Origin of the sequence: Paraburkholderia sediminicola, assembly GCF_046026675.1 — a bacterium.
GTDB lineage: Bacteria > Pseudomonadota > Gammaproteobacteria > Burkholderiales > Burkholderiaceae > Paraburkholderia > Paraburkholderia sediminicola_F.
Genome location: NZ_JAQQEY010000002.1, coordinates 3,899,792 through 3,911,850, shown reverse-complemented (window position 1 = coordinate 3,911,850; position 12,059 = coordinate 3,899,792). Strand labels below are relative to the sequence as shown.

Genomic DNA, 12,059 nt, shown 5'->3' with positions numbered 1-12,059 from the left:
AAGCAGGAGATGTGGGTTCGAGCAGTAGCAACGGCAGTTGCAGTGTGGTGTGTGTCGGGTGCGGCAATGGCCGCTGGTTATGCGGAAGTGTGGAATCCGCCCGAGTCGGCCGGGCATACGGCGAAGCACGCAAAGAAAACGACGGGTGCGGCAAAGGCCAAGTCTACCGCCGGCGTGAAGGCGGGTTCGAAGCACGCGGCGAAAGGACAACATGGGGCGCAGCGAGTTGCGTCAGCGTCGAAGAGTGGTGCCAAACCGGCAGCGCACGGCAGCGTGAAGAAGGTCGCGGCCACGAAGGTTGGCCACAGTGGCCCGGTGAAGGGCGCGGGCAAACCCAAGTCGAAGGCAGCGGTGGTGGCGCAGGTTAAGAAGCCGCACGCAAAACTCGCTCAAGCGAAACCGGCTCAAGGCCGGATCATGCACGCCGACCTGGTTCAAGGCCATGCGGCGCACGCCAAAGTGGTCAATGTGGCGGCGAAAACCAGCGCGGCCAAACCGGCCGTGGTCCACACGACTGCGCCTGCCAAGGCCGCAAACGTAGCGGCGAGTCCCGCGGCAGCCGCGCCCGCTAATCCGGCGACCGCCAGCAGCGGTTCGTTGCCGCCGATCCTCCGCTGACCGTCTGTTCCGTTCAGGCGGCGCGTTTGCGTTTGGCCTTGGCGCCCGGCGGACCCAAGGCCGTGCGGCCGAGTTCGACGATGCGCGCCGAGAGCTTTTCGAGGCGTGGTGACTGGACCTTCCAGGCGTGCCAGTACAACTCGACGTCGGTGGGCTGCTTCGGCGCAAGGTCGACCAGTTCGCCGCGCTCGACGGCATCGCCGAATTCCAGTTCGGGCACCATGCCATAGGCGAGGCCACGCTGGATCGCCATGTAGCGCGGCACCGGCGCGGGTACGTAGTGGCATGGATAAGCTTCCGGCGGCAGGCCGAAGCGCGTCTCGAGAAAGCGCGCCTGCAACGCGTCCTTGCGTGAGGACAGGATCACCGGCGCGCGCCGCGCGCTTTCACGCGTCAAGCCGTTCGGAAACCATCGCTCGACGAACGCCGCCGACGCCACCAGCCGGTAGCGCATTGCGCCGAGCCGTTCAGCGAAACAACCGCGCATCGGCGCTGGTTCGGTGGTGATGCAGCCGATTGCGAGGCCTGAGGCGAGTAGCGCATGGGTGTGATCCTGGTCATCGACGGTCAGATCGAGCAGCACGTTTTCCTGCAGCAGGATCTCGGAGAGCGCGGGGAAAAACCATGTGGACAGCGTGTCCGCGTTGACGGCGGCGGCGACGTTCAGTAGCGCTTCGTTGGCGCCCGCGAGATCGCTGGCGAAGTCGTCTTCGAGCAGGGCGGCGCGCCGTAGAAATTGCAACAGACGTTGGCCCATCTGCGTCGCGCGACACGGGCGCGTGCGCACGATCAGCGGATTGCCGAGGCGCGTTTCGAGCGCCCGCACACGCTGCGATACTGCCGACGACGTGATGTTCAGGCGCACGGCGGCCTGCTCGAAGCTGCCGGTTTCGATGACCGCGCGGACAGCGGCGGTTTGTCGGGGGTCGAGGTCCACTGATCTACTTTTAAGTGAAATGGTTAGTTTTTCAGCTTAAGCGAAAGCCGGCGAACTTTATTCATGGTTTAGGGCGAGAAGTCGTTTTGTCATTGCGTTGCCAACCCATTCGTCACCAACCGCAGCGTTTCCATCGACCGCGTATCCCTCACGCGCGAATGCAGGGTCACGCGTGATTCCGGCAGCGGCGGCAAACCAAGCCGTGCGCCGACATCGACCAATCCACGCGGCGCTACTCTGCGCGCCAGCGGCGACACCGCCAGGCCGGCTGCTACCGCGGCGCCGACCGCCGCCACACCGCCACCGACGAACACTTCCTGCCATGCAAGCCCCGCTTCATTCAGTGTGTGCAGCGCGACATCGCGCACATTACACGGCGGACTCAGCAGCGCCAGCGCTAACGGCTCGCCGACGCGCGGCAACCATTCCGGTGTAGCGAGCCAGCCGAGCGGCTCGCTGAACAGCACCTGTGCGTCGTCACGCGGTGGCTCATCGGCGCCGTAGCGAACGATCACTGCGTCGAGCCGCCGTTCATCGAATTGCGCGAGCAGTGCCGCGGACATGCCCAGATGCAATTCGACCACCAGACCCGGATCGTGCGCGTTGAGCCGCGCGAGCAACTGCGGCAAGTTCGTTCCCGCGACGTGCTCGCTCAGCCCCAGCGTGAGCCGCCGACGCTCCACGGACAACGAACCCAGCGCCCGCTCATGTGCGCTCAGCAGATCGCGGGCCGCGCCAAGGAATGCGTTGCCATCCGCAGAAAGGCGCACGACACGCGGCGTACGTTCCACTAACTGCTTGCCGAGATGCGCCTCCAGCCGTTTCAGCTTCAGGCTGACGGCCGATTGCGTGGTATCGAGCGCGTCGGCAGCCCGCGTGAAACTGTGCAAATCGGCGACCAGCACGAAGGCGCGCACCGCATCGAGATCGAGGACTTTCATTTCAGTTGAATATGGATGAAATAGCCAAAGATGGCTGTTCATTATGACTGAGCGCGCCTAAGCTGTGTTTACCCAATCACTGCAACCAAGGAGTTTCATCATGCCGCTCACACGAATCGCATTGCGCGCCGGCAAGTCAGAGGAGTACCGGAAGGCGTTGACGAACAGCATCCAGCGTTCGCTGGTGGAGACGTGCAATGTGCCGAAAGACGATATCTTCATGCTTATCACTGAGCACGATGCCGGCAATTTTGTGTACGACAAGCAGTATCTGAATATCGAACGCAGCGACGATCTCGTGGTGATTCAGATCACGTTTAACAATACGCGCACGCTCGAACAAAAGAAGGCGCTGTACAAGCGCATGGCGGATGAGCTGGCGGAGTCGCCGGGATTGCGACGAGAGGATGTGTTCATCAATCTCGTCGAAGTGCTGAAGGAGAACTGGTCGTTCGGTAATGGGATCGCGCAGTACGCGCTTTGAGTGACTGACGAACTCAAGCGGCCAGCGCGTAATTGAGGCGGTCGGGAATGAATGCGCGGGGAGCCAGACAGGCAGCAATGCGTCGCTATAATGGTTCGCTGTCCTTTCATAACCCACCGACACTCTGCCGCCATGACATCCGACCGCATCGATCCGTCCCACGAAGCCCTCGAACTTGGCGGCTCCGTCTGGTTTAAGGCAGGCGCGCAAACGCTCGGCGGCGCGTCGCGGATCGCGCTGCTTGCGGCGATCGGCGAAACTGGTTCGATCACCAGCGCGGCGAAAGCCATCGGCATGAGCTACAAAGGCGCGTGGGACGCCGTTGACACGATGAACAATCTCGCCGGCGAGCCGCTCGTCGTGCGCTCGACCGGCGGCAAAGGTGGTGGCGGCACGACGCTCACGCTGCGCGCTGTGAAGCTGATCGATACGTTTCGGGCGGTCGAACGCGAGCATCGGCGTTTTCTCGAACGCGCGGGAGCGGCGATCGAAGGCTTTGCCACGGATTGGGATCTGATCGGCCGCATCGGCGTGAAAACGAGCGCACGCAATCAGCTTTATGGCACGGTGTCGGCCATCACGCGCGGGACGGTCAACGATGAAGTGTCGCTGGCGCTGCCAGGCGGCCATGCGATCGTCGCCGTAGTCACACATGAAAGTACCGAGACGTTGGGCCTCGCGGTGGGGGCGGCGGCGTTTGCGTTGATCAAGGCGTCCTGGGTAGTGCTGCTCGTGGAGAACGAAAGCGGTGCGCCGCTGAAGCTATCCGCACGCAATCAGTTGCGCGGCACGGTGCAGAGCGTGAAGCGTGGGGCGGTCAACGCGGAGGTGTCGCTGCTATTGGACGGCGGCGCGGTGATTACCGCGGTTGTCACGAATCAAAGCGTCGATACGCTCGGCCTTGTGGAAGGCGGGACCGCGGTCGCTGTATTCAAGGCGTCGAGCGTGATTCTTGGCGTGAAGGATTGAGTGAGCCAAGGACGCTGACGTTATGGCACGCTGCGCTCGTACCCAGCAAACGGATGGTTCTCGCGCACACAACCATCGCTGACCTGCACGACCTGATCGCCGAACGCGGCGACATCGTCGGGATCGTGCGTAATCAACACCATCGGAATATCGAGCCGCGTCTGCAGGTCCGACAGCTCGCTCCGCATGCGCTGACGCAGCGCGCTATCGAGTGCGGAAAACGGTTCGTCCAGCAACAGCAAGCGAGGCTCAGCGACCAGCGCCCGCGCCAGCGCCACGCGCTGCTTCTGTCCACCCGAAAGCTGCGCCGGATGATTACCTGCCACGCTTTTCAATTCGAGCGCGTCGAGCCAGTAATCGACTTGCGGGTGCGAGATTCGCGCGCGCGGATTGAGCCAACCCTGCTGCAACCCGAAGCCGATGTTCTGCCGCACGTTCAGATGCGGAAACAGCGCATAGTCCTGAAACAGATATGCAATCTTGCGTGCCTGCGGTTTCTGATCGACGCCGCGCGCGCTGTCGAATAAAGCGTTGCCGTGCAGCGTGATTGTCCCTTCGTCGGGGCGCAACAAGCCGGCGATGGCCTGTAGCGTCAAACTCTTCCCCGCCCCCGACGGCCCGAACAGCACGACGCGCTGCGTGGTTGCCTTGAACGAGACGTCGAGCGTGAAATGGCGCTCGGCGCTCTCGAAGGTCTTGCGGATGTCGACGGCGAGCGGCATATCAGCGGGACGTCAGAAGCGTGTGCTGCGGCACCAGACGGCCCGCGAGCAACAGGATCACGACACACGTCACCGAAGTCACGAGCACGAGAAAATTGGCGGTACTGTCGTCGCCGGCCTGCACGGCTGAATAGACCGCAACCGAAAGCGTCTGCGTGCGTCCGGGCAAGTTGCCCGCGATCATCAGCGTCGCGCCGAATTCGCCGAGCGCCCGCGCAAACGCCAGTAGACCGCCCGCGAGAATGCCGCGCGCGGCGAGCGGCAGTGTCACGCGAAAGAAGACCGCCGTTTCGCTGACGCCGAGTGTGCGCGCGGCCCGCTCGAGTTGCGGATCGACGGATTCGAAGGCGGCGCGCGCTGACTTCAGCACGAGCGGAAACGCCACCACCGTCGACGCGATCACCGCGCCCTGCCAGGTAAACACCAACTGGATATCAAGCTTGTCGAGCCACCCGCCGATCACGCCGCGCCGTCCGAGCAGGACCAGCAGGTAGTAGCCGAGCACGGTGGGCGGCATCACGAGCGGCAGCATGAGCAGCGAATCGATCACATCGCGCGCACCGGAGCGCCAGCGCGACAAACCGAAACCGGCCGCGACGCCGAACACCAGATTGAGCGCGGTGGCCCAGCCCGCCACTTTCAGTGACAGCAGGAGCGGAATCCAGGCCTGTTGCATGTGCGTGCGGTACCCAGGTTAATGCGCAGGCTTGAAGCCGTACTTCGCGAGCACGGCCTGGCCGGCCGGCGAGAGCACAAAGTTCATGAAGGCTTGCGCGTCGGCCGCGTGACGGCTGCCTTCGACTTGCGCGATCGGATAGGTGATCGGCGTTTGCGTCGGCACGTTCATCGCGACCTTGACCTTGTCCGGCATGACTGCGGCATCGGTGCTGAACACGAAGCCGGCGTCGACTTCACCGCGCGACACGTAGTCGAGGCTCTGGCGTACGTTCGATGCCAGCACGGCCTTCGCGCTGACCGCGTCCCACACGCCCGCGGCTTGCAGCGCGCCTTGCGTATAGCGGCCAACCGGTACCGAGGCCGGATCACCGTAAGCCACATGCTTCACATTCGCCGACGTCAGATCGTTCAGCGAGGCCGGCGCGAAATGGCTGTCGGTCGGCACGATCAGTACCAGCGAGTTGGCGGCAAAGTCCTTGCGCGTGGCCGGAACGATCACTTTTTCCGCCGCGGCCTTGTCCATCGCTTTCTGATCGGCGGAGGCGAACACGTCGGCGGGCGCACCCTTGACGATTTGCTGCATCAGCACGTCGGACGCGCCGAAGTTCAACAGCACCTTGGTGCCGGGGTGCTGCTGTTCGAAGACCTCGCTAACCGCTTTGAACGCGTTGGTGAGGCTGGCGGCGGCCGAAACCACCAGTTCGTCGGCACGTGCGTTGGCGCTAACGGCAACGGAGACGGCGCTGGCGATGAACAGCGCATGTTTCACAAGGCGGCGGGACAGTGTCATGAAGGCTGGATGTCCGGCGTGGGCCGGAGCGGCGGGTTAAAACGCCATCGTAATATATGAAAGGTTATAGCGGTACCCATGACGATTATTCAGTTGCGCGCATAACGCGGCCCGCAGGCTGCGGATCGGCAGGTGTGGGCTTCAGTTGCTGAACAGGAAATCGATTGAATGTGCTTCAGACGTCCGGCGAGAGCGGCGGCGTCAGCGTGTTGAGCGTCTGCGATAACGGCGCCGTGGCGGGACGTACGTCGCGCACTGCCCGCCACTTGGCGCGGATAAACGGCCGGTCATGGCCGGACACCTTCAGCGCGATATGCGTGACCCAGCGCTGCGTCGGCACGTGCACACCGTGCATCAGCAGCGCGAGGATCATCAGACTCGCGGCGACGGGCGCCGCTGACAACCGGCCCGGCTCGGCATGCCACGCCATGCGCACGAAGAACAGTGCCGCCAGCGCGCCGACCAGGCAGCCGGTCACGGCTTCAGACGGTGAGTGAGCGCTCAGCACGACGCGCGACAAGCCGACCGCAATGCCCGCGGCCAGGCCCAATAAGACGCCAAGCAGACGAATTGCCGGGCGCGCCGGCAGCAGCATCAGGAACAGCGCGACCGGATAGACGGCGGTAGACAGCATGGCGTGACCGCTGACGCCAGTGAAATCCAGCTCGCGCACGCCGACGCCCCATCCCAGGAAGGCCAGCTTGGTCACGGTCACAACGCCGATGGCCGCGCCAAGCAGCAGCAACCAGCCAGCCGCCATGCGCCACGTGTAGCCGACCGCCAGCCAAAGTGCGATGGCGAACGCGAGCGGCAGCGTCATGCCGGCGCCGCCGAGGCTTGTGATCGAGTACCACAGATGGGCTGGTAAATCGGGCATGGCAAAAGCGCGACCAAGGCCGCGTAGAATCGGGTTGGTAATGGTTTAACGGTTTAACGCGCGAACGGCACGAATCGCCGACGCGACAAAGGCGTCTGCAGACATTATTTACCCGCCAGTATAGACGGGTGCTGCGGGCGGGATTCGCCACGCATCAGGCTTTTTGTGGCGGGCGTTGGCTAGCGAACAAGCTTTGCCATGATTTGACGTTGGTGCTGCTGCAAGGTTCGCCGGGCGGAAAATTCGGTATCCGGCAGAGGCCAAGGCCGTCAGCATCGCATGAGGATTGGTGTTATTGTGCATTGCACAACAAAGCGTCGTTCGATCGAACGGCACCTGTCCCTTTTTGCGAGGTTACCCGCCGATGGCAAAAAGTCTGTCGAAAATCTGGCTGCGCGGTCTTAAGCGGCTGCTCGCGATTCAAACCGAGCACGCTCACGCAACGACCAAGCGCGCCCCCACGAGGCCGGCACGCGCCGCCACCACCAAACCTTCAGCCAAGGTCCGCCCCGTCAAGCCGGTGGCCGCGCTGCGCGCATCCGCGAAACGTGAGGCGCCGCGTGCTGCTCCGCGGGAATCGCGGGTTCGTCCGCGCGCGTCGGCGTGGGCGAGCGGTTCATGGACGCGCTCGTTCCATTCGGCGCCTATCACGCCTGGGCGGCTCGTCAACCACCTTCAGTACGGGCTGTACATCCCGACCGGCCATGCGCACGAGGCGATGCCGCTGGTCGTGATGCTGCACGGCTGCACCCAGTCGATTGACGAATTCGCAGAAGGCACGCGGATGAACGTGCTCGCCGACCGGTTCGGTTTTGCCGTGGTTTATCCGGAACAGTCGAAGCATGTGCATTCCCATCGCTGCTGGCATTGGTACGACGCCAGCGACAGCGCCGGCGGTGCTGAGGCGCGTGCGGTCGTCTCGCTGGTGGATTCGCTGGTTGCCCAGCACGGCTTCGACGGCGAGCGGGTCTATGTCGCCGGGATCTCTGCCGGGGCGGGCCTGACGGCGCTTCTGGCCGCCGACTACCCGGAACGATTCGCGGCGGTCGCGCTGCATTCCGGCCCCGCTTTCGGCGAGGCTCGCTCCGGCATTGCGGCGATGGACGTGATGCGGCGCGGCGCGCGTCGCGAGCCTGCCGAGCTGGTCGACGAACTCGTTAACGTGGCTGAATACCCCGGGATGCCGGCCATCATCCTCCACGGTGACACCGACCATGTGGTCGCGCCGGTCAATGCGGACCAGCTGGCGGTGCAGTTTCTCCGTCTGAACCGGATGGTCGACGAGAGAGGCGCCCGCAAATCCGGCGAAGTGAAGGAAGAACGCAAAGGTGGCGTAGTAATGCGCGACTACCTGCGCGGCGGCCGGCGCGTGGTGCGGCTGTGCCGTGTCCAGGGGCTCGCGCACGCCTGGAGTGGCGGCGATGACGCCGTACCTTTCCATTCCGCCAAAGGTCCGGACGCAAGCGCTATGGTGTGGGAATTTTTCAGGCACCAACGCCGCACCGGCACCGGCCGTATCGCTGAAAGCACCGTCACAGAAGCTTCGGCGGGCGGGCGGTGACATTGGAGCAACACTTCGAAATGAGTGTTGGCGTGTTCCTAGGGTTTTCCCTATAATACGGGTTATCCCTTAGGCATTAACGCCTAAACTCATTGTCGAGGTTGACCATGTACCTGCTTAGCCGCCTGTTTCTGTTCTTGACCAAATCGCCCGATCAACTCGCGAAAGAACGCGCTGACGCCTTCCTCGCAGAGGCAACCGATCTTTACGATCTGGAATTCCGTATGCGCAAGCTGGACCGCGAGTCGACTGCGCGTCATCCGGCGTGGATGAGCCAGCACTAAGCGGTGCGAGTTTGAAGCATCGGCGCGTAATGAAGAACGCCGATGTTTGGGGTAGGGCGCCCAAGCTGTTGTGAGCTATTGGAAGGGCTCAAACACCTTAAACAGCCGGATTCAATTGCACAGCGCGTGATTCAACACCGCGGTAAATGCCACCCAGGCTACCTGGGGCTTGATCAGTTCGCCAGCCCAGCGGTTCCGTTGCCAGAATGCAAGCGTCGGTGCGGCGAGCAGCACTAGAACACGAGCTGCGACCGCAAACGGCGCATCTCTCGGTCTTCGCCAGACGTTCCTGATCAAATCAAAGTGAGCGGGCACTTACTTGCCGAAACGGGCAAGCGTACGCTGCCGCACGTCGGCATGGTCGACGATCGGGGCGGGATAATCCTTGCCCAATATCACATCAAATTCCGCGAGCCGATCCGCACCTGCCAGCCACGGCGCGTGAATCCATTTGGCCGGCAGTTTCGCAAGCTGGGGCAGGTAGCGTCTGATAAAGCGCCCTTCGGCGTCGAACTTTTCGGATTGCGTGATCGGATTGAAGATCCGGAAATACGGTTGCGCGTCGCATCCCGTCGATGCCGCCCATTGCCAGCCGCCGTTATTCGCCGCGAAATCGAAATCGTTCAGTTGTTCGGCGAAGTAGTGCTCGCCGCGTCGCCAGTCGATGCCCAGATCCTTCACCAGAAAACTCGCCGTCACCATCCGCAAGCGGTTGTGCATGTAACCGGTGCGGTTCAGTTGCAGCATCGCGGCGTCGACCAGCGGATAGCCCGTGCGGCCATCGCACCATGCGGCGAACGCCTCGTCTGCTTCCGGGCCTTGCTCCCAGCGCAGCCGGTCATACTCTTCCTTGAACGACGCACCGTCTGCCAGTTTTGGATGATGCGAGAGAATCATGAAGTAAAAATCCCGCCAGATCAGCTCCGACAGCCACGTGGCCGAGCCTTGCCCGTCCGCCCGCAGTGACATTTCGTGTGCGAGCCGCGCGAGCGTGCGGATCGAGACAGTGCCGAAGCGCAGATGCATCGACAGGTAGCTCGGGCCTTTGACTGCGGGAAAGTCGCGCCGGTCCCTATAGCTGTCTATGCGGGTCATGAACTCGTCGAGCAGGCGTTGCGCGCCGTTCATGCCGGTGGGCAAGTTGAGCTCCGCAAGATTGCTCGGTGCGAAGCCGAGGTGATCGAGCGTCGGCAACTGACGGTCCAGCCTGGGCGGCAGTGCTGCGAGATGCTCCGTGTAGGTCTCGACCGGATACGGTTTCAGATCGAAGGCTGTCAGCTGCTTGAGCCATGCGTTCTTATAGGGCGTGAACACTGTGAACGGTTTGTTCTGGCCTGTCAGCACCTCATCGCGCTCGAAAATCACCTGGTCTTTAAACGTCAGCCATTGGCGTCCTGCCTCGACAAGCCTCTCGTGCACCGTCTCGTCACGCTCGATCGCGACCGGCTCGTAATCGTGATTCGTGAATAGCGCATCCACGCTGAGTTCGTTGGCGAGCCTGGGCACGAGATCGACCGGATCGCCGTAGAGCACGATGAGCCCGCCACCTTTGGCGCGCAACGCCTCGTCCAATTCGCGCAATGCAGCAAGAATGAACTCGACGCGGCGGTCCTGTGGCTGCGTGTCCGGATGGCGAGTTTGCCAGGCTTCGCTCAGCGGTTGCAGGATCGTCGTGTCGAATACGAACGCGCACCAGACGCGCGCGCAATGCTTGAGCGCGTAGTAGAGCGCGGCGTTGTCCGTGCTGCGCAGGTCGCGGCGAAACCAGACAAGGCCGGTATCGAAGGTGTCGTTCAGGCGCCGAAGACGTGTCATTGGCAACGTGGGTCGGGTAACGGGCTGCGCGGCCAGGCATCGACCGGCGCAATGATCAGCTGCCAGCGACGATATTACTGAACTGCGCGTTTACTTTCAGAGCTACCGGCGAAGTCGCGTGACGGCAGGTGATCGGTCGGATCGATGCCGCACATTGCGTGCCGCGTCCGCGAATGCATGTTGCGCGGCAAAACGGCACAACGCCCGCCCCTGGTTTGCAGGGTACGGGCGTTGTTCATGACGGCGCGGTTGTGCCGCACGCGTCAACTCATTGGCAATTCGTTCAAGCCGCCGGAGCTTACGCGACTTGCAGGCGCACGGCTACGTTGTTGCGCGTGGCGTTCGAGTACGGGCAGACCTGATGCGCTGCGTCGACCAGTTCCTTGGCTGCATCTGCAGCGAGGCCCGGCAACGAGACGCGCAGATCGATGTCGAGCGCGAAGCCGCCATTGTCGTTCGGGCCGATCCCCACTTCTGCCGTGACTTGCGTGTCAGCCGGCAAAGCCTGCTTGCGCTGACCGGCGATGAACTTCATCGCGCTCAGGAAACACGCCGAGTAGCCGGCTGCAAAGAGTTGTTCCGGGTTGGTACCAGCTGCGCCCGTGCCGCCCAGTTCACGCGGTGCCGCCAGCTTCACGTCCAACGCATTGTCCGACGATACTGCACGGCCGTCACGGCCACCGGTGCTGGTTGCGCTTGCTTTGTAAAGGATGTTCATTGTGCTGCTCCTAAATCTGGGTTGTCAGGATGATTTGCATGCTTGCCGCTGTTTGGCCGCCTTTCTGGCGGAGCGCTATCGAAGCGGCATGTGATAAAGATAGTACACAAATCATTTGTGTGCAAACTAATTTTTGTATCGCTCCGATAGCGTGCCTTTTGAAACAGGCCGGCTAGTGGTCCATGTAATCGTTGAGCGTGGTGCGCAGGCGCGTCAGATCGTCACGCAGACGGAGCAGGAATTCCGGCGTCTGCTGGGTTGCGCAGAAGATTTCCGCCGGCACTTCGCGTGCCTGACGCTTCAGAGCGGTGCCCGCTTTGGTGAGCCGGATATAGACGAGCCGCTCATCTTCGACACCGCGTACCCGTTCCAGGTAGCCCTGCGCCTCGAGGCGCTTGAGCAGGGGCGTGACCGTCGCCGAGTCGAGATTCAGGCGCGCGGCCATGTCTTTCACCGTGACGTCGTCGGCTTCCCATAGCACGAGCATCGTCAGGTATTGCGGGTACGTCAGGCCGAGTTTGTCGAGCAGCGGTTTGTACGCCTTCGTCATCGCAAGCGAAGTCGAGTAGAGGGCGAAGCAGAGTTGCTCGTCGAGCGTGAAGGGCAAAGCGGGGCGCTGGGTCATATTGCATCTCGCGTAAAAAAGGAGCGTGCAAATCGATTGC

The 12,059-nt window shown here is 62.7% G+C and carries 15 protein-coding genes; 5 read left to right on the top strand and 10 right to left on the bottom strand.

The window, feature by feature from the left end; translation table 11 throughout:
- Positions 1-9: 9 nt before the first annotated feature.
- Positions 10-618 carry a hypothetical protein gene (locus PQQ86_RS37250; RefSeq protein ID WP_408278850.1) on the top strand — a complete coding sequence of 203 codons (609 nt, stop codon included), beginning with the start codon at positions 10-12 and terminating at the stop codon, positions 616-618.
- Between the two features lie 13 nt (positions 619-631).
- Here the strand turns inward: PQQ86_RS37250 and PQQ86_RS37245 are convergent, their stop codons facing one another.
- A complete protein-coding gene (locus PQQ86_RS37245) occupies positions 632-1,555 on the bottom strand; it encodes an HTH-type transcriptional regulator ArgP (RefSeq protein ID WP_408278849.1) in 924 nt (307 codons plus the stop codon).
- Between the two features lie 89 nt (positions 1,556-1,644).
- Positions 1,645-2,496, bottom strand: a complete 852-nt coding sequence (locus PQQ86_RS37240) for a LysR family transcriptional regulator (protein ID WP_408278846.1) — start codon at positions 2,494-2,496, stop codon at positions 1,645-1,647.
- A 100-nt stretch (positions 2,497-2,596) separates the two neighbouring features.
- On the opposite strand from PQQ86_RS37240, the gene PQQ86_RS37235 reads away from it, so the two are divergent.
- Together PQQ86_RS37235 and PQQ86_RS37230 are read left to right on the top strand one after the other, a co-directional pair.
- The gene (locus PQQ86_RS37235; RefSeq protein WP_408278843.1) at positions 2,597-2,980 is read left to right on the top strand and encodes a tautomerase family protein; all 384 of its coding nucleotides are present in this window, start codon (positions 2,597-2,599) and stop codon (positions 2,978-2,980) included.
- 132 nt (positions 2,981-3,112) lie between these two features.
- The gene (locus PQQ86_RS37230; RefSeq protein ID WP_408278840.1) at positions 3,113-3,949 is read left to right on the top strand and encodes a TOBE domain-containing protein; all 837 of its coding nucleotides are present in this window, start codon (positions 3,113-3,115) and stop codon (positions 3,947-3,949) included.
- A gap of 20 nt (positions 3,950-3,969) precedes the next feature.
- Here the strand turns inward: PQQ86_RS37230 and PQQ86_RS37225 are convergent, their stop codons facing one another.
- The 4 genes from PQQ86_RS37225 to PQQ86_RS37210 all read right to left on the bottom strand — a co-directional run bounded on the left by PQQ86_RS37225 (position 3,970) and on the right by PQQ86_RS37210 (position 7,016).
- Entirely contained in the window at positions 3,970-4,671 is a 702-nt protein-coding gene (locus tag PQQ86_RS37225) for a sulfate/molybdate ABC transporter ATP-binding protein (protein WP_408278838.1), read from the bottom strand.
- 1 nt (position 4,672) lies between these two features.
- A complete protein-coding gene (modB, locus tag PQQ86_RS37220; protein ID WP_408278835.1) occupies positions 4,673-5,347 on the bottom strand; it encodes a molybdate ABC transporter permease subunit in 675 nt (224 codons plus the stop codon).
- 18 nt (positions 5,348-5,365) lie between these two features.
- A complete protein-coding gene (gene modA, locus PQQ86_RS37215) occupies positions 5,366-6,139 on the bottom strand; it encodes a molybdate ABC transporter substrate-binding protein (protein ID WP_408278832.1) in 774 nt (257 codons plus the stop codon).
- Positions 6,140-6,314: 175 nt separating this feature from the next.
- Positions 6,315-7,016 (bottom strand): phosphatase PAP2 family protein, encoded by a 702-nt coding sequence (locus tag PQQ86_RS37210; RefSeq protein WP_408278829.1) that lies wholly within the window; start codon positions 7,014-7,016, stop codon positions 6,315-6,317.
- 364 nt (positions 7,017-7,380) lie between these two features.
- Here PQQ86_RS37210 and PQQ86_RS37205 point away from each other — a divergent pair, with 364 nt between their 5' ends.
- The gene (locus PQQ86_RS37205) at positions 7,381-8,577 is read left to right on the top strand and encodes an extracellular catalytic domain type 1 short-chain-length polyhydroxyalkanoate depolymerase (RefSeq protein WP_408278826.1); all 1,197 of its coding nucleotides are present in this window, start codon (positions 7,381-7,383) and stop codon (positions 8,575-8,577) included.
- 107 nt (positions 8,578-8,684) lie between these two features.
- Positions 8,685-8,861 (top strand): DUF3563 family protein, encoded by a 177-nt coding sequence (locus PQQ86_RS37200; protein ID WP_408278823.1) that lies wholly within the window; start codon positions 8,685-8,687, stop codon positions 8,859-8,861.
- A gap of 111 nt (positions 8,862-8,972) precedes the next feature.
- Here PQQ86_RS37200 and PQQ86_RS37195 read toward each other — a convergent pair whose 3' ends face one another.
- The 4 genes from PQQ86_RS37195 to PQQ86_RS37180 all read right to left on the bottom strand — a co-directional run bounded on the left by PQQ86_RS37195 (position 8,973) and on the right by PQQ86_RS37180 (position 12,019).
- Complete coding sequence (locus tag PQQ86_RS37195; RefSeq protein WP_408278820.1) at positions 8,973-9,095, bottom strand: tryptophan-rich sensory protein; 123 nt, start codon at positions 9,093-9,095, stop codon at positions 8,973-8,975.
- A gap of 81 nt (positions 9,096-9,176) precedes the next feature.
- Entirely contained in the window at positions 9,177-10,676 is a 1,500-nt protein-coding gene (locus PQQ86_RS37190) for a cryptochrome/photolyase family protein (RefSeq protein WP_408278814.1), read from the bottom strand.
- A gap of 298 nt (positions 10,677-10,974) precedes the next feature.
- Complete coding sequence (locus PQQ86_RS37185) at positions 10,975-11,394, bottom strand: organic hydroperoxide resistance protein (protein ID WP_054034819.1); 420 nt, start codon at positions 11,392-11,394, stop codon at positions 10,975-10,977.
- A 172-nt stretch (positions 11,395-11,566) separates the two neighbouring features.
- Positions 11,567-12,019, bottom strand: a complete 453-nt coding sequence (locus PQQ86_RS37180) for a MarR family winged helix-turn-helix transcriptional regulator (RefSeq protein ID WP_054034820.1) — start codon at positions 12,017-12,019, stop codon at positions 11,567-11,569.
- Between the last annotated feature and the right edge of the window lie 40 nt (positions 12,020-12,059).

Coding starts and splice junctions, on each gene's coding strand:
- PQQ86_RS37240 (WP_408278846.1), bottom strand. CDS start 2,496: ATGAAAGTCCTCGATCTCGATGCGGTGCGCGCCTTCGTGCTGGTCGCC.
- PQQ86_RS37235 (WP_408278843.1), top strand. CDS start 2,597: ATGCCGCTCACACGAATCGCATTGCGCGCCGGCAAGTCAGAGGAGTAC.
- PQQ86_RS37210 (WP_408278829.1), bottom strand. CDS start 7,016: ATGCCCGATTTACCAGCCCATCTGTGGTACTCGATCACAAGCCTCGGC.
- PQQ86_RS37190 (WP_408278814.1), bottom strand. CDS start 10,676: ATGACACGTCTTCGGCGCCTGAACGACACCTTCGATACCGGCCTTGTC.
- PQQ86_RS37200 (WP_408278823.1), top strand. CDS start 8,685: ATGTACCTGCTTAGCCGCCTGTTTCTGTTCTTGACCAAATCGCCCGAT.
- modB (WP_408278835.1), bottom strand. CDS start 5,347: ATGCAACAGGCCTGGATTCCGCTCCTGCTGTCACTGAAAGTGGCGGGC.
- PQQ86_RS37250 (WP_408278850.1), top strand. CDS start 10: ATGTGGGTTCGAGCAGTAGCAACGGCAGTTGCAGTGTGGTGTGTGTCG.
- modA (WP_408278832.1), bottom strand. CDS start 6,139: ATGACACTGTCCCGCCGCCTTGTGAAACATGCGCTGTTCATCGCCAGC.
- PQQ86_RS37185 (WP_054034819.1), bottom strand. CDS start 11,394: ATGAACATCCTTTACAAAGCAAGCGCAACCAGCACCGGTGGCCGTGAC.
- PQQ86_RS37230 (WP_408278840.1), top strand. CDS start 3,113: ATGACATCCGACCGCATCGATCCGTCCCACGAAGCCCTCGAACTTGGC.
- PQQ86_RS37205 (WP_408278826.1), top strand. CDS start 7,381: ATGGCAAAAAGTCTGTCGAAAATCTGGCTGCGCGGTCTTAAGCGGCTG.
- PQQ86_RS37180 (WP_054034820.1), bottom strand. CDS start 12,019: ATGACCCAGCGCCCCGCTTTGCCCTTCACGCTCGACGAGCAACTCTGC.
- PQQ86_RS37225 (WP_408278838.1), bottom strand. CDS start 4,671: ATGCCGCTCGCCGTCGACATCCGCAAGACCTTCGAGAGCGCCGAGCGC.